This window comes from Bhargavaea massiliensis, assembly GCF_018390575.1.
Lineage (GTDB): Bacteria > Bacillota > Bacilli > Bacillales_A > Planococcaceae > Bhargavaea > Bhargavaea massiliensis.
This window is the reverse complement of the sequence record NZ_JAHBCJ010000005.1, coordinates 150,162-172,083: the sequence shown is the minus strand read 5'-3', so window position 1 is coordinate 172,083 and position 21,922 is coordinate 150,162. Positions and strand designations below refer to the sequence as shown.

The window sequence follows — 21,922 nt, the reverse complement described above, 5'->3', positions numbered from 1 at the left end:
AAAGGAAGTAGCATATCATGGTTAAGAAAATCAGTTTATTGGGCGCCACAGGCTCTATCGGAACACAGACGGTCGACATCGTCCTGTCAGATCCCGGGCGCTTTGAAATAACGGCGCTTGCAGCCGGAAGAAATCTTCCTAAGCTCCGGGAAATCTTGAGCCAACTTAAACCGCAGTTCGTCTCGGTTTCGGACGAGTCGGACGCCAAAACGCTTAGGGCAGAATATCCCGGTATCCGATTCGGCTCCGGAAGGGACGGCTTGCTTGAAGCAGCTGCGGGAACCGACGCGGACATTGTGGTCGGTGCGGTAATCGGCAGTGTCGGGCTCGAGCCGACGCTCGAAGCAATCCGGAGCGGACGGGACATCGCCATTGCAAACAAGGAAACTTTGGTGGCTGCCGGTTCAATCGTGACAGCTGAGGCGGACAAGCATGGCGTCCGCCTGCTTCCTGTCGACAGTGAACATTCAGCTTTGTTCCAGGCGCTTAATGGCGAGGATCCGAAACGGGTGGACCGACTGATTTTGACAGCCTCCGGCGGCAGCTTCCGCGACAAGTCACGGGATGAGCTGGAAGGCGTAACCGTTGAACAAGCGCTCGCCCACCCCAACTGGTCGATGGGAAGCAAGCTGACGATCGATTCTGCCACGATGATGAACAAAGGGCTCGAGGTGATCGAAGCGCATCATCTTTTCGGCATGCCTTATGAACGGATCGATGTCCTACTCCACAGGGAGAGCATCATCCACTCCATGGTCGAGTTCGAGGATACGAGTGTGATGGCGCAGCTCGGGTCGCCGGATATGCGTGTGCCGATCCAGTACGCGCTTACTTATCCGGACAGGCTCCCGAGAAGGGGGACAGAAAGGCTGGATCTGGCCAAAATCGGTCTGCTCCATTTTGAGCAAGTCGACCTGGACCGATTCCCTGCGCTCCGTATCGCCTACCAATCCGGCAGGGCCGGAGGAACGGCGACGACTGTCATGAATGCGGCAAACGAAGTGGCGGTCGCCCTTTTCATGGAAGGGCGCATCACCTTTACCGAGATCGAGCCGCTTGTGGGACAGGCGCTTGGACGGCATGACATCATTCAGGAACCTGACCTTGAGACTGTGATGGCTGTAGATGCAGAGACGAGAAAAGCCGTCCTCGATGTGGTAAAATAGGACGATATGAATTCCGGCAATAAGCCGGATGAAGGTGGGTGCACATGCAGACAATCCTTGCATTTATTGTCGTTTTCGGTTCGCTCGTCTTCTTCCATGAGCTGGGCCACTTCCTGCTTGCCAAGCGGTCCGGCATCATGGTCAGGGAGTTTGCCATTGGCTTCGGGCCAAAACTGCTCGGCATTAACAAAGGCGAGACTCTCTACACGATCCGTTTGCTGCCGCTTGGAGGCTATGTCCGGATGGCTGGTGAAGACTTTGACAAGATTGAGCTGCAGCCGGGCCACCGGATCGGACTCCTTTTGGACAGGGAAGGCCGTGCCGAGCGCATCGTCCTGAACCAGAATGACAGGACACCGGACATGCTCTATATGGAAGTTGAACAGGCCGATCTCGAAAAAGAACTCTATATAGAAGGATACGATGAAGAAGAGCGGAAAGTACGCTATCCGGTATCCCGCAAGGCGATCATTTCCGAAAAGGGATCCGAAACCCTGATCGCGCCGCATGACCGGCAATTCGAGTCGAAATCACTCGGGGCCCGCTCGGCAACCATCATTGCGGGTCCGTTATTCAACTTTATTCTTGCATTTTTCATCTTTGTTGTACTCGGGCTGATTCAGGGTGTTCCGAAAGATGACCCGGTCATAGCGGATGTGACGGATGATGGCCCGGCCATCTCGGCCGGCATCGAGAAAGGGGACAGGATCGTTTCCGTCAATGGGCGGGAGGTTGGTACCTGGAACGCCTTCTCGGCCATTATCCAAGACAGCCCGGGTCAACCGCTTACAATCGGAGTGGAACGGGGCGGCACTGTAGAACAGTTTAATGTCACTCCTGCTTCCATCGATGTGGAAGGGCAGACAATCGGGCAGATCGGTGTCCTGTATGAACCGCAGTACGAGAAAGATGTACTTGGTACTGTGGCCTACGGGGCTGAACAGACATGGTTCTGGTTTAAGCGGATCTTCCAGCTGCTTGGCATGCTTGTGACCGGCCAATTCACAATCGAGGCGCTTTCAGGCCCTGTCGGCATTTACCAGGCGACGGGTGCGGTTGCACAGGCAGGAATCTTTAATCTGATGAACTGGGCGGCCGTGCTTTCGATCAACCTTGGTATCATGAACCTGCTTCCGCTTCCTGCATTGGACGGAGGCAGACTGATGTTCTTCGGCTTTGAGGCTCTCAGGGGCCGGCCGATCGACAAGCAGAAAGAGGGCATGGTCCATTTTGTCGGCATCATGCTGCTCATGGTCCTCATGATCATCGTCACCTGGAACGATATCCAGAGATTTTTCTTCTGATCCATATTATTGAAAATCCGGGGTGCTAAACCGATGAGACAAAGCAAAACGTTCATACCTACATTGCGCGAAACTCCTTCTGACGCGGATCTCAGGTCCCATCAGCTCCTGTTGCGCGCGGGATATATCAGGCAGAATACGAGCGGAGTCTACTCCTACCTGCCACTTGCCAAGAAGATGCTCACGAAGATTGAAACGATCGTCCGTGAGGAGATGGATGCCATCGGCGGTTCCGAAGTGCTGATGCCATCCCTCCAGCAGGCGGAACTCTGGCAGGAAACGGGCCGCTGGTACACTTATGGCCCTGAACTGATGAGACTCCATGACCGCCATGGCCGGGAGTTCGCGCTTGGGCCGACCCACGAAGAAGTGATCACTTCGCTCCTTCGCGATGAGGTCAAATCCTACAAAAAGCTGCCGCTTACCCTATATCAGATCCAGACGAAGTTCCGTGACGAAAAGCGTCCCCGCTTCGGTCTGCTCCGCGGGAGGGAGTTCATCATGAAGGACGCCTATTCCTTCCATGACTCCAAGGAAAGCCTGGATGAAACCTACGAGGACATGAAACAGGCGTACACGAACATCTTCACAAGGCTTGGCCTGAACTTCCGCGCGGTCATCGCCGATTCCGGTGCAATCGGCGGAAAGGATACGCATGAATTCATGGTGCTGTCCGAGGTCGGCGAAGATACAATCGCCTACAGCGACTCTTCCGACTTTGCGGCCAACATCGAAATGGCGGAAGTCAATGTGGCTTATCCGGAACCTGAAGGCGAAGAACTCGCAATCGAGATAGTTGACACACCTGATGTAAAGACGATCGATGACGTTGCGAATTTCATGGGTGTCCGACCGGATGAATGCATGAAGACACTTGTCTTTATCGTCGATGACGAACCGGTCGTTGTCCTTTCCCGAGGAGACCACGAGATCAACGATATCAAGGTGAAGCATGCCCTTGATGCAACGATTGTCGAAATGGCCACGCCGGAACAAGTCAAGGAAGCGACCGGAACGGAAATCGGCTCCCTTGGCCCGGTCAAATTGCCGACTGGCCTGAAGGTGGTCGCGGACCATGCCGTACGCTATATGCGCAATGCGGTGGCCGGCGCCAATGAAGACGGCCGCCACTACCGGAATGTAAATCCGGAGCGGGATTTCTCGGTAGATTCCTATGAAGACCTGCGGTTCATCATGGAAGGCGACCCGTCTCCGGACGGTAAGGGTTCCATCCAATTTGCAAGAGGGATTGAAGTCGGTCATATCTTCAAGCTGGGAACGACCTATTCCGAGCCGATGGAAGGGACGTTCCTGGACAACAATGGCCGCCAGCAGCCGTACATCATGGGATGCTACGGAATCGGGGTATCGCGCATACTGTCCGCTATGGCGGAGCAGTTCAACGATGATGATGGGCTGAAGTGGCCGAAAGACCTTGCACCGGCAGATATCCATCTGATCCCGGTGAACTTGAAGGACGACGCCCAGCGTGAATTGGCAGAAGAAATGTACGGGCTTTTGTCCTCGTACCGCTACCATGTGCTGTTCGATGACCGAGCGGAACGCCCGGGCGTCAAATTCGCGGATGCGGATCTGATCGGGCTCCCGATCCGGCTGACAGTCGGCAAAAAGGCAGCAGAAGGCATAGTGGAAGTGAAGTTCCGGGCAACCGGGGAAACAGCGGAATGGAAAAAAGAAGAGCTCACGGACAAGCTCCGTTCGTTCTTTGGATAATGTACAAAACGGAACCGGAAGAACGGGAAAGCCCTCGGGCTTTTCCCTTCTTTTTTCGGTTCAGGCGGGAAGGAGGAATATTCTGTGGAACAAGACCCGAAAATGCGCTTCAATATACTGCTCCAGCACATCGGAATGACGGAGGATGCAGTTGTCCGCCACTTTGAAGGAGCATCACTTGAACGGCTGGACGTCCATACGAAATCCCGGGTCTGGCGGTTCCGGGTGACCGTTCCGGCCATTCTTCCTGCTGGCATCTTCAGGGAGTTCAGAAAACGGATTGATGCCACATTTTCGCCGATTGCGCGTATTTTGCTCGATATCCGTGCAGAGAAATCGGCATTTGATGAACAAAGTATCCGTGACTATTATGAGCTTGCGGTCGGTGAGATTGCGGACATGTCCCCGCCCGTGCGTGATCGGCTCTCTTCGCAGCTTCCCGCATGGAACGGCCAAATGCTCGTGCTGAAATGCGGGAATGAGCTCGAGCTTCAGACGATGAAGGGCAAGTATGGCAATCTGCTGGCTGAGTCCTATGGCTCCTTCGGATTTGCGGGGCTGTCGGTCGATTTTGTGCTCGGAGAAGAAGACAACGGGGAGGAAGAAGCGCGCCGTGCCTTTTTCGAGCAGCGCCGTCTGGAAGAAGAAGCTCTTGCCAACCGTGCGCTGGAAGACATGAAAAAGCGGGAGAAGGAGAAAAAAGAATCGACCGGGCCGGAGGGGCCGTTTTCAATCGGCTTGCCGATCAAGCCGGATGAACCGATCACGGGCATCCGCCTGATCCAGGACGAAGAACGGAAAATTACGATTGAAGGCGTTGTCTTTGATGTAGAAGTCCGCGAACTCCGGAGCGGCCGTTCTCTTCTGACGGTTAAAGTCACAGACTACACGGATTCGATCCTCGTGAAAATGTTCTCCCGTGACAAGGAAGACGCAGAAATGATGACCGCCCTCAAGAAAGGGGCCTGGGTCCGCGCCCGAGGTTCGATCCAAAATGATACCTTCATACGCGACCTCGTCATGATGGCGAATGACATCATGGAAATCGCTCCGCGGGTGAAAAAGGACGAAGCTCCGGAAGGCCGGAAGCGCATCGAGCTGCATGCCCATTCCAACATGAGTCAGATGGATGCGGTAGTGCCCGCGGGAGAGCTCGTCGCACAGGCGGCCAAATGGGGCCATCCGGCAATTGCAATTACGGACCATTCCAATGTACAGGCTTTCCCGGATGCCTATTCGGCCGGAAAAAAGCACGGCATCAAAGTGATTTTCGGGCTTGAGGCCAACCTCGTTGATGATGGAATACCGATTGCCTACGACGAAGTCGGACGGGATCTTGATGACGCTGAATTTATAGTATTCGACGTGGAGACGACCGGCCTGTCCGCGGTCTACGACAAGATCATCGAGCTTGCTGCGGTCAAGATCAGGGGCGGAGAAATCATCGATACCTTTGAAAGCTTTTCGGACCCCGGCCATCCGCTGTCCGCGACGACAATCGATCTTACCGGAATCACTGACGATATGGTGAGCGGCGCTCCGGCCATTGAGGAAGTGGCCCGGCGGTTCCGTGACTTTGCGGGGGACGGCATCCTGGTCGCCCACAATGCTACCTTCGACATGGGGTTCCTTTACGAAGCCTACAAGCTTGCAGGAGTGGAAGAGCGGGAGCACCCGGTGATCGATACATTGGAGCTCGCAAGGCTCCTCCACCCCGAGCTGAAAAACCACAGGCTGAACACGCTTTGTAAAAAATTCGGCATTGAACTCACGCAGCATCACCGTGCAATCTATGACTGCGAAGCGACCGGCCATCTGCTGATCCATCTCCTCAAAGAAGCAGTTCAGCAGCACGGCATCAGGCGCCACGATGAATTCAACCTGCATATCGGAGGGGGAGATTCGTACAAGCGTGCCCGTCCGTCCCACTGCACAATACTCGTCAAGGATTCGGTCGGACTGAAAAACCTCTTCAAGCTTGTTTCCCACTCTCACACGGAGACTTTTTACAGGGTCCCGCGCATCCCGAGATCGGTTCTCCAGCGCCACAGGGAAGGACTGCTGATCGGCTCCGGCTGTGACAAAGGGGAAGTGTTCGAAGGGCTCATGCAGAAGCCGCTCGATGAAGTCGAGCAAATTGCAAAGTTCTATGATTATCTGGAGGTTCACCCGAAACCGGTCTATCAGCATCTGATCGAACTGGAGCTGGTCAGGGATGAATGGAATCTTGAGGACATCATCCGGAAAATGATGAAGCTCGGCAAGAAGACTGGTATACCCGTCGTCGCAACGGGCAATGTTCATTATATCGATGAGCATCAGGCGGCTTACAGAAAAATCCTCGTAGGATCACAGGGCGGAGCCAATCCGCTGAACCGCCACAGCCTTCCCGATGTCCATTTCCGCACGACAGATGAAATGCTGAAGGAATTTGAATTCCTCGGCGAAGAAAAGGCGGAGCAGATTGTCATCGACAACCCGCAAAAAATCGCTGACCAGATCGGCGAAGTCCAGGTGATCAGAGACGAACTGTATACGCCGGTCATTGAAGGGGCGGACGACGAGGTCCGGAACCTGACGTATACGATGGCCCATTCCATTTATGGCGAGGAACTGCCGGACATCGTTACCGAGCGGATTGAGAAAGAGTTGAAGTCGATTATCGGACACGGCTTCGGAGTCATTTATCTGATCTCGCACAAGTTGGTCAAAAAGTCGCTGGACGACGGCTACCTTGTCGGCTCCCGGGGATCGGTCGGTTCATCGCTTGTCGCCACGATGATGGAAATCACCGAGGTCAATCCGCTTCCACCGCACTATGTGTGTCCGTCATGCAAAAAATCCGAATTCATCACAGATGGTTCCATCGGCTCAGGTTTCGACCTGCCTAGAAAAAAATGCGACAACTGTGGTGATGAAATGACCAAGGACGGCCACGATATTCCGTTCGAAACGTTCCTTGGCTTCAAGGGGGACAAGGTACCGGATATCGATTTGAACTTCAGCGGTGAATATCAGCCGAGGGCTCACAATTATACAAAAGAGCTATTTGGAGAAGACTATGTATATCGCGCGGGTACCATCGGCACGGTTGCGGAAAAGACGGCTTATGGCTACGTGCGCGGATACATGAATGACAACGACCTCACGATCAGGAACGCTGAGATTGATCGGCTTGTCCAGGGATGCAGCGGTGTCAAGCGGAACACCGGACAACACCCGGGAGGAATTATCGTCGTGCCGGACACGATGGATATCTATGATTTCAGCCCGGTGCAATTCCCGGCGGACGACCAGGATGCGTCGTGGAAGACGACCCATTTTGATTTCCATTCGATCCACGACAATTTGCTGAAGCTCGATATCCTCGGCCACGATGATCCGACGGTCATCCGCATGCTCCAAGATCTGTCCGGCCTGGACCCGAAAAAGATCCCGGTTGACGATCCGGAAGTCATGAAGATTTTCAGCTCGCCTGAATCGCTCGGTGTCACCGAAGAGCAGATCGGATGCAAAACCGGTACGCTCGGCATTCCTGAGTTTGGCACCCGCTTCGTCCGCCAGATGCTGGAGGACACGCGGCCGTCCACGTTCTCGGAACTCGTGCAGATTTCCGGGCTGTCCCATGGTACCGACGTTTGGCTCGGCAATGCGCAGGAGCTGATCCACAACAAGATCTGCGTGCTGTCCGAAGTGATTGGCTGCCGGGATGATATTATGGTTTACCTGATGCATAAGGGGCTTGAGCCGTCACTGGCATTCAAGATCATGGAATTTGTCCGGAAAGGCCGCGGACTCACACCCGAATTTGAAGCGGAGATGAAGAAAAATGGCGTACCGGACTGGTACATCGATTCCTGCAAAAAGATCAAGTACATGTTCCCGAAGGCGCACGCCGCAGCTTACGTCCTCATGGCTGTACGGATCGCGTGGTTCAAGGTCCATAAGCCGCTGCTCTACTATGCAGCCTACTTCACCGTCCGTGCATCCGACTTTGATCTGATTGCGATGAGCAAGGGATCAGCGACGATCAGAGCCCGTATTGACGAAATCGAGGCGAAGGGCCTGGAGGCCTCGCCGAAAGAAAAAAGTCTCCTGACTGTTCTGGAGCTTGCGCTTGAAATGTGTGAGCGCGGGTATAAGTTTGGGAAAGTGGATCTTTATAAATCGAAGGCGACTGAGTTCATCATCGATGGAGATACGCTTATTCCGCCGTTTAATGCGGTGCCGGGTCTCGGCAACAACGTGGCACGCGCAATTGTGGAGGCAAGAGAAGATGGAGAGTTCCTCTCCAAGGAAGATCTTCAGCAGCGCGGCCGCGTCTCGAGGGCCATTATTGACTATCTGGATGAGCTTGGATGCCTTGAAGGCATGCCCGAAGCCAACCAGCTCTCGCTTTTCTGATTTGTTGCAACAGCAGTGCGGCTATGGTAAAATGGATTCAACAAGTTCGGATAGTCGCGCACAGAAGAGTGGGGTTCCCCGCTCTTTTCTGTTTGTCGGGAGAATTTTCCTGTAAATAAGGAGGTCCTTATGAGCAAAGTCACACATGAAGTCGAAACATTGGTCGCGCCGATCCTCGAAGAGCAGGATCTGGAACTTGTCGACATCGAATTTGTTAAAGAGGGACGCGACTGGTTCCTCAGGGTATTTATCGATACACCCGGCGGAGGCATCGACATCGAGCAGTGCGCCGCTGTCAGTGAACAGCTGAGCGTCAGGCTTGATGAGGCGGACCCGATCCCACAAAACTACTTCCTGGAAGTCTCTTCTCCGGGTGCCGAGCGTCCGCTCAAAAAAGAGCAGGACATGGAGCGGGCTGTCGGCCAATATGTCCACATCAGAACCTACGAGCCTATTGACGGGCGAAAAGAGTTCGAAGGCTACCTCCTTTCCTACGGCGATGAGGGAGCGGAAATTGAAATGAAAGTGAAAACACGAAAAGTGAAAGTGCTGATTCCGAAGGACAAAATTGCATTTGCACGTTTGGCCATCGATTTTTCGGCATAATGTCCGGATAGGAGTGAAATACAGATGAGCAGCGATCTTCTGGAAGCGCTCAACGCCCTGGAAAAACAAAAGGGCATCTCGAGGGATGTGCTTGTCGAGGCGATTGAAACCGCACTCGTTACCGCATACCGTCGCAATTTCAACCAGGCGCAAAACGTCCGGGTCGACCTGAATATGGATGCGGGCACCATGAAGGTGTTCTCGCGCAAGGATGTTGTCGAGGAGGTCGAGGATGACCGCCTGCAAATATCGCTTGAGGAAGCACGCAAAGTCAATCCGCTGTACGAAATTGGCGACGTGCTCGAAGAAGAAGTGACACCGCGCAACTTTGGCCGGATTGCAGCACAGACTGCGAAACAGGTCGTTACACAACGCGTTCGCGAAGCGGAGCGTGGCATGATTTACGATGAGTATGTGGATCGCCAGGACGACATCGTCAACGGTGTCGTTGAACGTCTTGACCCGCGGAATATCTATGTGAGCCTGGGCAAAGTGGAAGCAGTTCTCCCGCAGAACGAGCAAATTCCTACCGAGACTTACCGCCCGCATGACCGCATTAAGGTATACATCACGAAAGTGGAGCGCGCTGCACGCGGCCCGCAAGTATTCGTTTCACGGACACATCCGGGCTTGCTTCGCCGCCTGTTCGAGATGGAAGTTCCGGAAATTTATGATGGCATCGTTGAGATCAAGTCGATTGCACGCGAGGCCGGCGACCGCTCCAAAATCTCCGTACATGCCCATGATGAGGATGTCGACCCGGTCGGCTCCTGTGTCGGTGCGCGGGGCAATCGCGTTCAGACCATCGTGGATGAGTTATCCGGAGAAAAGATTGATATCGTAGAGTGGTCCGATAATCCGGAAATCTTCGTGGCGAATGCATTGAGCCCTGCCAAAGTGCTGGATGTACTCGTTAATGAAGAAGATAAGTCGACTACGGTCGTTGTCCCGGACTACCAGCTGTCTCTTGCCATCGGTAAGCGCGGGCAAAACGCCCGCCTTGCTGCAAAGCTGACCGGCTGGAAGATTGACATCAAGAGCGAGGCGGATGCCACGGAACTTGGCATCTACCCGCGCACTGTGACGGATGAGCCGGAAGAACAGTGGGAAGACGGCGAGTGGATCGAAGAAAGTGACGGCCTCTATGATGAACAGAGCGCCGCCGATGATCAGGGTCCTGGAGCCATCGACCTGTACGAAGATGTGCCGGCCGATGACGAAATGGATTCGAAAGAAGACTGACTTTTGAAAGGATGGGAGCAATGGGGAACGGCAAGAAAATCCCTCTCCGGAGATGCTCGGCCACCGGCGAAATGTTCCCGAAAAAAGAGATGATCCGAGTTGTCCGGACTAAGGAAGGCGAAGTTTTCGTCGACCCGACAGGCAAGAAGTCCGGCCGCGGAACGTATATCTCCAAATCGGAAGAAGCCGTGGAACTGGCAAAAAAGCGGAAATCGCTGGACAGCCAGCTGGGCGTCAAAGTTCCTGTAGAAATCTATGATGAGGTCCTGCGCCTTATCCTGAGAGAAAAACTGCTATGAATGAAAAGAAGATTTACAGCCTGTTGGGGCTGGCGGCGCGCGCGCGCAAAATCGCTACCGGCGAAGACCTCGCCATCGAAGCGATCCGTTCGGGAAAAGCGAAGCTTGTCATCCTGTCTGCCGATGCTTCGGATAACACCCGGGGCAAAGTAACGGATAAAGGTGCCCATTACGGAATTCCAGTGCATGTGTTCGGGACAAGGTACGAACTGGGCCATGCAATCGGAAAGGAGGCGCGCGTCACACTGGCGATATTGGACAGCGGCTTTGCTAAAAAGCTGTCCGGCCTGCTTGAGGAACCAGAGGAGGACTGACTGAATGACGAAAATGAGAGTTCATGAATATGCGAAAAAGGTTAATAAGTCGAGCCGTGAGGTCATTGACGAGCTGGACAAGATGAAAGTCGACGTCAAGAACCACATGTCGGTACTTGATAGTGATACAACGGCGAAGCTTGACCGTAAATTTGGCCAGGGCGGCAGCCGGCCAAACAACCAGGGCGGAAACCGTCAAGGTGGACAGGGCCGCAGTAACCGTCCAGCAGGTCAAGGCGGCAACCGTCCGGCAGGCCAGGGCAGCAGCAACCGTCCGGCAGGCCAGGGCGGCAGCAACCGTCCGGCAGGCCAGGGCGGCAGCAATCGTCCGGCAGGGCAGGGCGGCGGCAACCGTCCGGCAGGTCAAGGCGGGAGCAACCGTCCGGCAGGCCAGGGCAGCAACCGTCCGGCAGCGCAAAGCGGAGGTAACCGCCAGGGCGGCCAGGGCAGCAGCAACCGTCCAGCAGGCCAAGGCGGCGGAAATCGCCAAGGCGGCAATAGCCGTCCGGGCGGCCAAGGCGGCGGAAATCGTCGGGGAGGCGGCCGCAAGATCCGCGGTACCCACCAGGGCAAGAAGAGAAATTATAGCCAGCAGCAGGTGCCTCGCACACCGAAGCCACTGCCGGAGAAAATCACTTTCTACGAGTCGCTCAGCGTAGCCGAACTCGCGAAAAAACTCGGCCGCGAGCCGTCCGAAATCATTAAAAAGCTCTTTATGCTCGGCGTTATGGCGACGATCAACCAGGAGCTTGATAAAGACGCGATTGAACTGATCTGTGCAGACTACGGTGTGGAAGTGGAAGAAGAAATCCGCATCGACCGGACTGACCTTGAAACTTATTTCGAGGAAGAGGAAGGCGCGGATGATCTCAAAGAAGAACGTCCGCCGGTCGTTACAATTATGGGACACGTTGACCATGGGAAGACCACCCTTCTCGACTCCATCCGCAACACGAAAGTGACCGAGGGAGAAGCAGGCGGAATCACCCAGCATATCGGTGCCTATCAAGTTCAAGCAAACGGCAAGAAAATTACTTTCCTTGATACACCAGGACACGCGGCCTTTACCACAATGCGGGCGCGCGGCGCCAAAATCACCGATCTTACGATTCTTGTCGTCGCAGCGGATGACGGTGTCATGCCGCAGACAATCGAGGCGATCAATCACGCAAAGGCAGCAGAAGTGCCGATCATCGTGGCAGTCAACAAAGTCGACAAGCCGACAGCCAACCCTGACCGGGTCATGCAAGAACTGACCGAACACGGCCTTGTGCCGGAAGACTGGGGCGGAGATACGATCTTCGTACCGGTTTCCGCTCTGAAGGGTGAGGGCATTGATACCCTGCTCGAGATGGTCGTACTCGTGTCCGAGGTGGAAGAGCTGAAAGCCAATCCTAACCAGAATGCCCGCGGAACCGTGATTGAGGCCCAGCTGGACAAGGGCCGGGGCGCCGTGGCAACTCTCCTTGTACAGGAAGGTACGCTCAAAGTCGGTGACCCGATTGTCGTCGGTTCCACATTCGGCCGTGTACGGGCTATGGTCAATGATGTTGGCCGCCGGGTAAAAGAAGCCCTGCCATCGGCGCCTGTGGAAATTACAGGCCTGAGTGACGTACCGTTTGCAGGTGACCGTTTCGTCGTCTTCGAAGATGAGAAAACAGCCCGCCAGGTTGGTGAATCACGGGCGATGGACGATCTCCAGGAACAGCGGGGAGAAAAGAACCGCGTAACCCTTGATAACCTATTCGAGCACATGAAACAGGGCGAGATGAAAGACATCAACCTGATCGTCAAAGCGGACGTTCAAGGTACGGTCGAGGCGCTTGCAGCTTCCCTCATGAAAATCGAAGTTGAAGGAGTCAACGTCAAGATCATCCATACCGGTGTCGGAGCCATCACCGAATCGGACATCACACTGGCGGCTGCGTCCAATGCGATCGTCATCGGATTCAACGTCCGCCCGGATGTCAACGCGAAACGCGCTGCTGAAGCAGAAGGCGTCGATGTCCGGCTCCACCGCATTATCTACAAGGTGATTGAAGAGATTGAATCCGCGATGAAGGGTATGCTGGATCCGGAGTTCGAGGAGAAAATCATCGGCCAGGTGGAAGTTCGCGAAACCTTCAAGGTCTCCAAAGTGGGCACGATCGCCGGCGGATATGTAACCGACGGCAAGATCACAAGAGACTCGGGCGTACGGGTGATCCGCGACGGCGTCGTCATATTCGAAGGCGAGCTGGATACACTCAAACGATTCAAGGATGACGTCAAAGAAGTCGCCCGAGGGTATGAATGCGGCCTGACAATCAAAAACTACAATGACATCAAAGAAGGCGATGTCATCGAAGCGTTTGTAATGGAAGAAGTCGAGCGGAAGTGATTGTCGCCGCCGAATGTGAATTCTTCCTGTATGAAACACATTCGCTAAAGGAAAAGCGGGCGATTTTACAGCGTATGCTCACGAGGGCCCGCCAGCAGTACAACATTTCCATTGCCGAAACGGACTATCAGGACCTTTGGCAGCGTACCGGCCTCACCCTGGCTGCCGTCTCTTCTTCCGGGAAGGTAGCCGAGCGTGAGATCGACCGGGTGCTGAACTTTCTGATGTCCCATTCCGGCTGGGAGATGACAAGCAGCAAGAAGTATCATTTATAGCGGAAGCCGAGGTGTTCGATATGACAATGAGGGCAAACCGCGTGGCGGAACAGATGAAAAAAGAATTGGGAGACATTATCGGCCGAAAACTGAAGGATCCGAGAATCGGGTTCGTCACGGTCACCGATGTCGAAGTGACCGGCGACCTTCAGCAGGCAACAGTGTTTATCTCCGTGCTCGGCGATGACCGCCAGAAGGAAGATACGCTAAAAGGCCTGACAAAAGCCAAAGGATTCATCCGTTCTGAAATCGGGACTCGGATCCGCCTGCGAAAAACGCCGGAACTGCTTTTTGAATTTGATGAGTCCGTCGACTACGGCAACCGGATTGAGTCACTTCTCCGTGAAGTAAACGAGTCAAAGCCGGAAGACTGAGAACAAGCCTGCAGCCGTTCCGGCATGCAGGCTTGTTTTCCGTACATAGGAAAGGAGTAAACGCTATGCTTGAGGGAATCCTGCCGCTATGGAAAGAAAAAGGCATGACTTCACACGACTGTGTTTTCCGGCTAAGGAAAATCCTCGGGATGAAGCGCATCGGCCATACGGGTACACTTGATCCCGATGTCGAGGGCGTGCTTCCGATCTGTCTCGGCCGTGCGACAAAGGCGGCCGAATATGTGACAGATATGGGCAAGACGTACGAGGCCGTCGTCAGCATCGGCCGTTCGACGGAGACCGAGGATGCCTCAGGTGCAACTGTGGAGCAGGACCTGACCGTGAAGCGTTTCACTGACACGGAGATCCGGGAAGTTCTCCGTTCGCTTACCGGTGAGATCACACAGATCCCCCCGATGTATTCGGCGGTGAAGGTGAACGGAAAGCGGCTGTATGAGTATGCCCGTCAAGGGCAACCCGTGGAGCGGCCTTCCCGCAAGGTTCTGATCCGCGAGATCGAGCTGCTGTCCCCCGGGCAGCATTTTGAAGGAAACGAAGTTGAATTCCGCATCAGGGTCGACTGCGGCAAGGGCACCTATATCCGCACGCTTGCCGTGCAGATCGGCGATAAGTTGGGCTATCCCGCCCATATGGCATCCCTTGTCCGTACAGCATCGGGCCCTTTCAAGGCGGAAGACTGCCTGACGCTGTCGGATGTTGAACATCAGCGGGATCAGGGTAATCTGGAAGGAGCCGTGCTTCCTGTGGAACGGGCTCTGTCAGAATTTCCTCCGGTTCATGCAGGAGACCTTCTTCCGAAAATCTTGAACGGCCAAGTGTTGCCTGCGCATCCGTTGCTTGCCGAGCACCCGCGGATTGTTTTTTACGAAGGCAACCGGGCGGTGGCCGTATACCGCCGCCATCCTGAAAAAAACGGGCTGATGAAGCCCGAGAAAATGTTTGGCATGGCTGAAGACAAGAGGTGAACAGATTGAAGATTCATCATATTGAATATCCCGATATTCCGGAGACAGCCGGCCGGGAATACTCGGTGGCAGCCGGATTTTTTGATGGCATCCACAGGGGGCATCAGGAAGTGATCGGCCATGCCATGGAAGTGGCCCGCGAGAAAGGCCTTCTCCCGGCGGTCATGACGTTTGATCCGCATCCGTCTGCCGTACTCGGCAACCGGAAGGAAGTCACATACATCACGCCGTATAAACAAAAGATGCAGCTGCTTGAGGAAATGGGGACAGACACGGTATTCGTGATTCGCTTCACCAAGGATTTTGCCTCAATGAGTCCCGAACAGTTCATCGAATGCTATATCCGGAAGCTGGGCGTCCGCCACATCACTTGCGGTTTCGATTTTTCCTTCGGCAGGTTCGGCAAGGGGAAGCCGGATGACTTGGAAAAGCTGTCCGGAGGAGATTATGGGGTTTCGGTGATCGGGAGAGTTACTGATCAAGAAGAGAAAATCAGCTCGACCCGCATCCGTTCGATGTTAAGCGAGGGGGATGTGTCGGGGGCCGCTCAACTGCTCGGCCGCCCGCTTACGACCGACGGTACGGTTATTGAAGGTGATAAGCGGGGACGACTGATCGGATTTCCGACTGCCAATGTCGATCCGGTGCCCGGTTCATGTCTTCCTGCTCCAGGTGTGTACGCTGCCACGTTTAAAACAGAAGGCACAATCTACGGAGGCGTGCTCAATGCCGGCTATCGCCCCACTTTCAAAGATCCTTCCGACACCTTCCTATCGGTCGAGGTACATCTGCTCGACTTTGACGGCGACCTTTACGGGAAAGATGTGCAGGTCAGATGGATCAGGCGGATCCGGGAAGAGCGAAAATTTAGCGGGATCGAAGAGCTGAAGGCACAGATCGGTCGTGACAAGGAAGAGGCCCGGCGGATCCTTGCCGCGCATCCTGACAGTTGAATCGGCCAGTGGGCTGTGGTATGATACTCATGTGCTGATGCACTCAACCATTGCTTGGCAATCGACTCACCAACGTTTGCTCGGGAATTGGGGATTTTTTAACTAACTGATTTGGAGGTGAACAGGATGGCAATTACACAAGAGCGTAAAAATGAACTCATCCAAGAGTTCCGCACACACGAATCGGACACAGGATCTCCTGATATCCAGATCGCTATCCTCACGGAAGAGATCAATAACCTGAACGAGCACTTGCGCACACACAAGAAAGACCACCACTCCCGCCGCGGCCTTTACAAAATGGTCGGCCGTCGCCGGAATCTGCTCAAGTACCTTCGTGAAAACGACGTTCAGCGTTATCGTGACCTCATCGCGAAGCTTGGCCTTCGCCGATAAGATCGCACATACAAAAGCGGGCTGCGGCCCGTTTTTTTTATTGCACAAAATCCGCTAACGCTAAATGCGTTTCCCCTGCAAATCCTTTCGCATCACTATGCGAATTTTGGTACACTATGGGGAGTGAGTACATACGTTTGACGGCTGTCCCGGCCTGCCGCCGCTCCGATTGGCTGCGCATGCAGACGGACAGGCACCCGGTATAGCGTTATGCACAGAAGAGAGGAGCCCCATGATGAACGAGAATCACAAAACGTACGAATTTGATTGGGCCGGCCGGACGCTGATCGTCGAGACGGGTAAATTCGCGAAGCAGGCGAATGGAGGCGTGCTCATCCGCTACGGCGATACAGCGGTCCTGTCGACGGCAACTGCATCCAAGGAGCCGAAGCCACTGGACTTTTTCCCGCTTACCGTCAACTACGAGGAACGCCTTTACGCTGTCGGTAAAATTCCCGGCGGCTTTATCAAGCGGGAAGGCCGTCCATCCGAAAAAGCCGTGCTGACCAGCCGGCTGATCGACCGTCCGATCCGTCCGCTTTTCCCGGACGGTTTCCGGAATGAAGTGCAAGTCATTTCGATGGTGATGTCGGTCGACCAGAACTGCTCATCCGAGATGGCCGCCATGTTCGGCTCCTCGCTTGCGCTGATGGTGTCTGACATTCCGTTCGGCGGTCCGATCGCAGGTGTGAAGGTCGGCCGAATCGATGGCGAATTCATTATCAACCCGACTGTTGAGCAGGAAGCGAAAAGCGACATCGATCTGATTGTTGCCGGAACCAAAGATGCCATCAATATGGTGGAGGCCGGTGCAGATGAAGTCGAAGAATCCATCATGCTTGAAGCGATCATGTTCGGCCACGAAGAAATCAAGCGCCTTGTCGCCTTCCAGGAAGAGATTGCCCGGGAAGCAGGAAAAGAGAAAAGGGAGATCACTCTCTTCGAACTGGACCGGGAACTGACGGAGGATGTCCGCGAAAAAGCGGAAGCCCCATTGCTTGAAGCCATCCAGACAAAAGAAAAGCACGCACGCGAGGAAGCGATCCAGGCTGTCAAAGCTTCCGTGATCGAAACTTACGCGGATTCCGAAGAGGAAACGGACCTCGGACAGGTTCGGGGCATCCTTGATAAGCTCATCAAAGACGAAGTCCGCCGCCTGATCACCGAAGAAAAAATCCGCCCGGACGGACGGAAGCCGGATGAAATCCGACCGCTGTCCTCAGAAGCCGGAATCCTCAGCAGGACACACGGATCTGCGCTGTTCACACGCGGTCAGACACAGGTGCTCAGCATCTGCACGCTCGGCGCACTCGGGGACGTGCAGATCATCGATGGCCTCGGCCTCGAGGAGTCCAAGCGATTTATGCACCATTACAATTTCCCGCAGTTCAGTGTTGGCGAGACGGGCCCGATCCGCTCCCCGGGACGGAGGGAGATCGGGCACGGCGCACTTGGCGAACGAGCCCTTGAACCGATCGTTCCGTCCGAGGAGGAATTCCCGTACACGATCCGCCTCGTCTCGGAAGTTCTGGAATCCAACGGTTCCTCTTCCCAGGCGTCCATCTGTGCATCCACGATGGCAATGATGGATGCCGGAGTCCCGATTAAGGCACCCGTTGCGGGAATCGCCATGGGCCTCGTCAAAAAGGGTGACAACTACACCGTCCTGTCTGACATCCAAGGGATGGAGGACGCACTCGGTGACATGGACTTCAAGGTTGCGGGAACCGAAAAAGGCATCACCGCCCTGCAGATGGACATCAAGGTCGAGGGCCTTTCCCGTGAGATTCTCGAAGAAGCTCTTGAACAGGCGAAGGCGGGCCGGATGCACATCATGGACAACATGAAGTCCGCGATTTCCGAGCCGCGCAAACAGCTGTCGGACCACGCCCCGAAGATTATCGTCATCCAGATCAAGCCAGAAAAGATCCGTGACGTGATCGGACCTGGCGGCAAGCAGATCAATAAGATCATCGATGAGACCGGTGTCAAAATCGACACCGAGCAGGATGGCACGATCTACATTTCCTCGATCAACCAGGAAATGAACGAAAAGGCCAAATCGATGATTGAAAACATCGTCCGCGAAGCCCAGGTCGGCGAATACTATGACGGTAAGGTAAAGCGCATCGAGAAATTTGGCGCATTCCTAGAAATTTTCCCTGGCAAGGATGGCCTGCTTCACATTTCGGAAATTCAGGAACAGCGGACGAACAAAGTCGAAGACGTCTTGTCGATCGGTGATGTCGTACGGGTAAAGGTCGTTGAAATCGACAACCATAACCGGGTAAACCTGTCCCGCAAAGCAGTCTTGAAAGAAGAAAAAGAAGCTGGCGAAGAGTCAGGCAAAACGGAATAACCATCTCCAGAGGGCGGCCGGTTCGGCCGGCCCTCTTTTTACAAGACGGCTCTTATTGCCGATATGAAAACATAAAAATAACTAAGGGGGGAGAAGAAATGCTCCAGACCAGAAAATGTCCGAATGGCGTTCGGATCGTCACGGAACACATGCCGCATGTCCGCTCGGTGGCGATCGGTGTTTGGGTCAAGGCCGGCGCTAGGAATGAAGCCGCCGGGGAAGCCGGAATGGCCCATTTTATCGAGCACATGCTGTTCAAGGGGACGGCCGCCCGGACAGCCAAGGACATAGCGGAAGCGATCGACCGGACAGGCGGGGAGATCAACGCCTACACATCCATGGAAGAAACTTGCTTCTACGTCCATATACTTGCCGAAGATGCGCCCGCGGCGGTCGATGTGCTGGCGGACATGTTCTTCCACTCGGCGTTCGATGAGCAGGAGATCCGCAAGGAAAAGTCCGTCGTCCTCGAAGAGATTGCCATGGTGGCCGACACGCCGGACGATGATGTCCATGAACAGCTTCAGGCAGCGATGTATCCCGGCCATCCGATGGGCCGTCCGATCCTCGGCTATCCGGAAACGGTCAGCAGCTTTACCAGGGAAGAAACCATCTCTTTTATGAACCGTGAGTACCGGCCGGAACGGATCGTCATCTCCGCGGCAGGCTGTCTGGATGAGGGGCTGATTAACCGCCTGGAAGAAAGCTTCGGGACATTCACGGGAGAAGCCGGTTCCCCGCTTCCTGTGGAACAGCCCGATTTCACGCCCGGCGCAGTCCGCAAGCGCAAGGACACAGAGCAGGCACATTTGTGCATGGGTTATCCGGGGTTGGATGTCCATGATCCCGACATATATGGACTAATTATCCTGAATGCTCTTTTCGGCGGCAGTATGAGCTCAAGACTCTTCCAGCGGATCCGCGAAGAAAGGGGTCTCGCCTATTCCGTCTACTCTTACCATTCTTCCCATACCGATTCAGGGGCGGTCACCATCTATGCCGGCACTTCGCCATCCCGCCTCGAGGAGACACGGACAGTCATCTGCAATGAAGTTTCACGGCTTCTGCAGGATGGAGTATCCGATGCCGAAATCGGGAGCGCAGTCGGCCAGATGAAAGGAAGCCTCCTGCTCGGCCTTGAATCACCTGCATCGAGGATGAGCCGGAATGCGAAAAACGAACTGTTTACCGGTGAACATAAAGATATCGATGAAGTCATGAGTGAATTCCGCAAAGTGGACAACAGACAGATCCTCCGCATAGCAAAAAGGATTTTTTCAGGCCCGCCGGCAGAATCAATCATCATACCGAACTAAAAAACCTGAGGGCAATGGCCTTCAGGTTTTTTGCATGACCCGGCCATTTCCGGTACGGAACATCCGCCCGGGCGGCGCATATAGTTTAGGAAAAGGGGGAGTGGAAAATGCTGCTGTCGACAATGGCCGAAAAAGAACTGATCCAGATGGAGGACGGCGTCCGGTATGGGCTGCTTGCCGACACGGAAATGTTGTTTGACCCGAAGAGCGGCCGGATCCACGGCTTCGAACTAAAACGCCGGACCGGCTGGCTGCAGGGCGGCCGGAAAACATCCGGAGAAGCGGAATACATTCCTTGGGAAGAAATTGTGTTGATAGGAGATGACCGGATTTTGTTCAGGCGGACGCGTCCGATCCATGAGGGGCTGTTTGAATGACGCGGCCGGATTGGCTGATTTTCGGATCCGATGCCCGGTTTTCAAAAGCTGCAGACCAGCTTCGGAAAAAAGGGTACACCGTATTACACGACGGCCGGGACAGGTGGGACGAGAAAACGGATGCACTTCTGTTAAATGAAGCACCGAGCAGAATTGTACTGCCGATCCATCCACCGGAAGGCGTGCCCGCTCCCGGTGTGCTCAAGCAGGCGGACCGCCTGTTTGCGGGAAGCCTTAATGCTGCCTGGGAGCATGCCGCGGAGCTGGCAGGGAAGAAGCCCCGATTTTATTTGAAAGAAGAGCGGTTCATCTGGGAAAATGCCAGCCTGACGGCAGAGGGATTACTTGCATCGTTTTACCGCTCGGGGGGCGGCACAGTAGCGGGCAGGAAATGGATCGTTGCAGGCTACGGGCGGGTAGGTAAAACTACGGCCAGGCTGTTGCGTGCGATGGGCGGGGAAGTTTTTGTTCTAGCCCGATCACCGGCTCAGACTGCGGAGGCTCTGACCGAAGGATTAGGTATCCTGGAGTTTGACGGAGCCGGTCTGCCTGACGGTATTCTTGTCAACACCGTACCGTCACAATGGCTGGATCTTACGGGTCCGTTTCACCCGTCACGCATTTATGACCTGGCTTCCGCGCCCGGGTGCCTAAAGCCCGGAGCCGTCCATGAATACTATAGGTTACTGCCTGCGCTCCCGGGACGGTGTTTTCCGGACGAGGCCGCCCGGATCCTCTCGGAGGCGCTGTGCAGAATGGACAGCTAGCGGAAGGAGAGTCAGGATGCTCGACGGCAAGAGAATCGGTTTCGGCATCACCGCATCCCATTGTACTTATGCGGATGTGATTCCGAAAATCAAGGCGTTCACCGACAGGGGGGCGACGGTCGTACCGGTCATCACCAACTCTGTGCTGACCGCCGCGACCCGTTTCGGGACAGGCGAGGAATGGATGGCGAAAATCCGGGAAGCGGCAGGAGCCGACATTATCACGACCATCGCGGAGGCTGAGCCGTTCGGGCCGAAAACACCGGTCGACTGCATGGTGATTGCACCGATGACGGGAAACTCCATCTCACGTTTCGCAAACGCCATCACGGACTCGCCCGTGCTGATGGCTGCCAAGGCGACACTCAGGAACGGCACGCCGGTTGTGATCGGTGTGTCCACCAACGATGCACTTGGTCTGAACGGGACAAATATCATGAAACTGCTCAATACGAAGAACATCTATTTCATCCCGTTTGGGCAGGATGATCCCGTGAAAAAGCCGAATTCCCTTATCAGTGATTTTACAAAAATGGTCGATACGGTCGAGGCCGCACTGAAGGGTGAACAGCTTCAGCCACTCCTGATCAGGCATGAAAATACTTAATCACGAATATTTCTCCGAAAGTACTTTAAAACATGCTATAATACTGAACATTCGATCATGAAA

The 21,922-nt window shown here is 54.7% G+C and carries 19 protein-coding genes; all 19 read left to right on the top strand.

What is annotated here, in order from left to right; genetic code table 11:
• Positions 1–17 precede the first annotated feature (17 nt).
• The 19 genes from KHA84_RS09440 to KHA84_RS09350 all read left to right on the top strand — a co-directional run bounded on the left by KHA84_RS09440 (position 18) and on the right by KHA84_RS09350 (position 21,859).
• Complete coding sequence (locus KHA84_RS09440) at positions 18–1,166, top strand: 1-deoxy-D-xylulose-5-phosphate reductoisomerase (RefSeq protein ID WP_213423278.1); 1,149 nt, start codon at positions 18–20, stop codon at positions 1,164–1,166.
• A 44-nt stretch (positions 1,167–1,210) separates the two neighbouring features.
• Positions 1,211–2,470, top strand: a complete 1,260-nt coding sequence (gene rseP, locus KHA84_RS09435) for an RIP metalloprotease RseP (RefSeq protein WP_213423277.1) — start codon at positions 1,211–1,213, stop codon at positions 2,468–2,470.
• Between the two features lie 33 nt (positions 2,471–2,503).
• Positions 2,504–4,204 (top strand): proline--tRNA ligase, encoded by a 1,701-nt coding sequence (locus KHA84_RS09430; protein WP_213423276.1) that lies wholly within the window; start codon positions 2,504–2,506, stop codon positions 4,202–4,204.
• A gap of 102 nt (positions 4,205–4,306) precedes the next feature.
• Positions 4,307–8,608, top strand: coding sequence for a PolC-type DNA polymerase III (locus KHA84_RS09425; RefSeq protein WP_213423377.1), 4,302 nt, complete (start codon positions 4,307–4,309; stop codon positions 8,606–8,608).
• A 129-nt stretch (positions 8,609–8,737) separates the two neighbouring features.
• Positions 8,738–9,214: a ribosome maturation factor RimP gene (gene rimP, locus KHA84_RS09420; protein WP_213423275.1), complete on the top strand. Its 477-nt coding sequence runs from the start codon at positions 8,738–8,740 to the stop codon at positions 9,212–9,214.
• Positions 9,215–9,238: 24 nt separating this feature from the next.
• Positions 9,239–10,456, top strand: coding sequence for a transcription termination factor NusA (nusA, locus tag KHA84_RS09415; RefSeq protein WP_213423274.1), 1,218 nt, complete (start codon positions 9,239–9,241; stop codon positions 10,454–10,456).
• A 20-nt stretch (positions 10,457–10,476) separates the two neighbouring features.
• A complete protein-coding gene (gene rnpM, locus KHA84_RS09410) occupies positions 10,477–10,755 on the top strand; it encodes an RNase P modulator RnpM (protein WP_213423273.1) in 279 nt (92 codons plus the stop codon).
• Entirely contained in the window at positions 10,752–11,069 is a 318-nt protein-coding gene (locus KHA84_RS09405) for a YlxQ family RNA-binding protein (RefSeq protein WP_213423272.1), read from the top strand. The genes rnpM and KHA84_RS09405 overlap by 4 nt, the downstream gene beginning before the upstream one ends.
• A 4-nt stretch (positions 11,070–11,073) precedes the next feature.
• On the top strand, positions 11,074–13,449 hold the full coding sequence (infB, locus tag KHA84_RS09400) for a translation initiation factor IF-2 (RefSeq protein ID WP_213423271.1): 2,376 nt from the start codon (positions 11,074–11,076) through the stop codon (positions 13,447–13,449).
• The gene (locus tag KHA84_RS09395) at positions 13,446–13,724 is read left to right on the top strand and encodes a DUF503 domain-containing protein (RefSeq protein ID WP_213423270.1); all 279 of its coding nucleotides are present in this window, start codon (positions 13,446–13,448) and stop codon (positions 13,722–13,724) included. The genes infB and KHA84_RS09395 overlap by 4 nt, the downstream gene beginning before the upstream one ends.
• Before the next feature lie 20 nt (positions 13,725–13,744).
• On the top strand, positions 13,745–14,098 hold the full coding sequence (gene rbfA / locus KHA84_RS09390) for a 30S ribosome-binding factor RbfA (RefSeq protein ID WP_213423269.1): 354 nt from the start codon (positions 13,745–13,747) through the stop codon (positions 14,096–14,098).
• Positions 14,099–14,163: 65 nt separating this feature from the next.
• Entirely contained in the window at positions 14,164–15,084 is a 921-nt protein-coding gene (truB, locus tag KHA84_RS09385) for a tRNA pseudouridine(55) synthase TruB (RefSeq protein ID WP_213423268.1), read from the top strand.
• Positions 15,085–15,089: 5 nt separating this feature from the next.
• On the top strand, positions 15,090–16,037 hold the full coding sequence (locus KHA84_RS09380; protein ID WP_213423267.1) for a bifunctional riboflavin kinase/FAD synthetase: 948 nt from the start codon (positions 15,090–15,092) through the stop codon (positions 16,035–16,037).
• Between the two features lie 126 nt (positions 16,038–16,163).
• Positions 16,164–16,433: a 30S ribosomal protein S15 gene (gene rpsO / locus KHA84_RS09375; protein ID WP_213423266.1), complete on the top strand. Its 270-nt coding sequence runs from the start codon at positions 16,164–16,166 to the stop codon at positions 16,431–16,433.
• A gap of 235 nt (positions 16,434–16,668) precedes the next feature.
• Positions 16,669–18,792 (top strand): polyribonucleotide nucleotidyltransferase, encoded by a 2,124-nt coding sequence (gene pnp, locus KHA84_RS09370; protein WP_213423265.1) that lies wholly within the window; start codon positions 16,669–16,671, stop codon positions 18,790–18,792.
• Between the two features lie 98 nt (positions 18,793–18,890).
• Positions 18,891–20,108, top strand: a complete 1,218-nt coding sequence (locus tag KHA84_RS09365; RefSeq protein ID WP_213423264.1) for a M16 family metallopeptidase — start codon at positions 18,891–18,893, stop codon at positions 20,106–20,108.
• A 107-nt stretch (positions 20,109–20,215) separates the two neighbouring features.
• On the top strand, positions 20,216–20,485 hold the full coding sequence (locus KHA84_RS09360; protein WP_213423263.1) for a YlmC/YmxH family sporulation protein: 270 nt from the start codon (positions 20,216–20,218) through the stop codon (positions 20,483–20,485).
• Positions 20,482–21,252, top strand: a complete 771-nt coding sequence (locus KHA84_RS09355; RefSeq protein ID WP_213423262.1) for a hypothetical protein — start codon at positions 20,482–20,484, stop codon at positions 21,250–21,252. The genes KHA84_RS09360 and KHA84_RS09355 overlap by 4 nt, the downstream gene beginning before the upstream one ends.
• A 16-nt stretch (positions 21,253–21,268) precedes the next feature.
• The gene (locus KHA84_RS09350; RefSeq protein WP_213423261.1) at positions 21,269–21,859 is read left to right on the top strand and encodes a dipicolinate synthase subunit B; all 591 of its coding nucleotides are present in this window, start codon (positions 21,269–21,271) and stop codon (positions 21,857–21,859) included.
• Positions 21,860–21,922 lie beyond the last annotated feature (63 nt).

Excerpts from the sequence above, each read along its gene's own strand:
- pnp (WP_213423265.1), top strand. The coding sequence starts at position 16,669 with ATGAACGAGAATCACAAAACGTACGAATTTGATTGGGCCGGCCGGACG.
- rimP (WP_213423275.1), top strand. The coding sequence starts at position 8,738 with ATGAGCAAAGTCACACATGAAGTCGAAACATTGGTCGCGCCGATCCTC.
- KHA84_RS09425 (WP_213423377.1), top strand. The coding sequence starts at position 4,307 with ATGCGCTTCAATATACTGCTCCAGCACATCGGAATGACGGAGGATGCA.
- nusA (WP_213423274.1), top strand. The coding sequence starts at position 9,239 with ATGAGCAGCGATCTTCTGGAAGCGCTCAACGCCCTGGAAAAACAAAAG.
- KHA84_RS09355 (WP_213423262.1), top strand. The coding sequence starts at position 20,482 with ATGACGCGGCCGGATTGGCTGATTTTCGGATCCGATGCCCGGTTTTCA.
- rpsO (WP_213423266.1), top strand. The coding sequence starts at position 16,164 with ATGGCAATTACACAAGAGCGTAAAAATGAACTCATCCAAGAGTTCCGC.
- KHA84_RS09360 (WP_213423263.1), top strand. The coding sequence starts at position 20,216 with ATGCTGCTGTCGACAATGGCCGAAAAAGAACTGATCCAGATGGAGGAC.
- KHA84_RS09405 (WP_213423272.1), top strand. The coding sequence starts at position 10,752 with ATGAATGAAAAGAAGATTTACAGCCTGTTGGGGCTGGCGGCGCGCGCG.
- KHA84_RS09430 (WP_213423276.1), top strand. The coding sequence starts at position 2,504 with ATGAGACAAAGCAAAACGTTCATACCTACATTGCGCGAAACTCCTTCT.
- truB (WP_213423268.1), top strand. The coding sequence starts at position 14,164 with ATGCTTGAGGGAATCCTGCCGCTATGGAAAGAAAAAGGCATGACTTCA.
- KHA84_RS09365 (WP_213423264.1), top strand. The coding sequence starts at position 18,891 with ATGCTCCAGACCAGAAAATGTCCGAATGGCGTTCGGATCGTCACGGAA.
- KHA84_RS09440 (WP_213423278.1), top strand. The coding sequence starts at position 18 with ATGGTTAAGAAAATCAGTTTATTGGGCGCCACAGGCTCTATCGGAACA.
- rnpM (WP_213423273.1), top strand. The coding sequence starts at position 10,477 with ATGGGGAACGGCAAGAAAATCCCTCTCCGGAGATGCTCGGCCACCGGC.
- infB (WP_213423271.1), top strand. The coding sequence starts at position 11,074 with ATGACGAAAATGAGAGTTCATGAATATGCGAAAAAGGTTAATAAGTCG.
- rseP (WP_213423277.1), top strand. The coding sequence starts at position 1,211 with ATGCAGACAATCCTTGCATTTATTGTCGTTTTCGGTTCGCTCGTCTTC.
- rbfA (WP_213423269.1), top strand. The coding sequence starts at position 13,745 with ATGACAATGAGGGCAAACCGCGTGGCGGAACAGATGAAAAAAGAATTG.
- KHA84_RS09350 (WP_213423261.1), top strand. The coding sequence starts at position 21,269 with ATGCTCGACGGCAAGAGAATCGGTTTCGGCATCACCGCATCCCATTGT.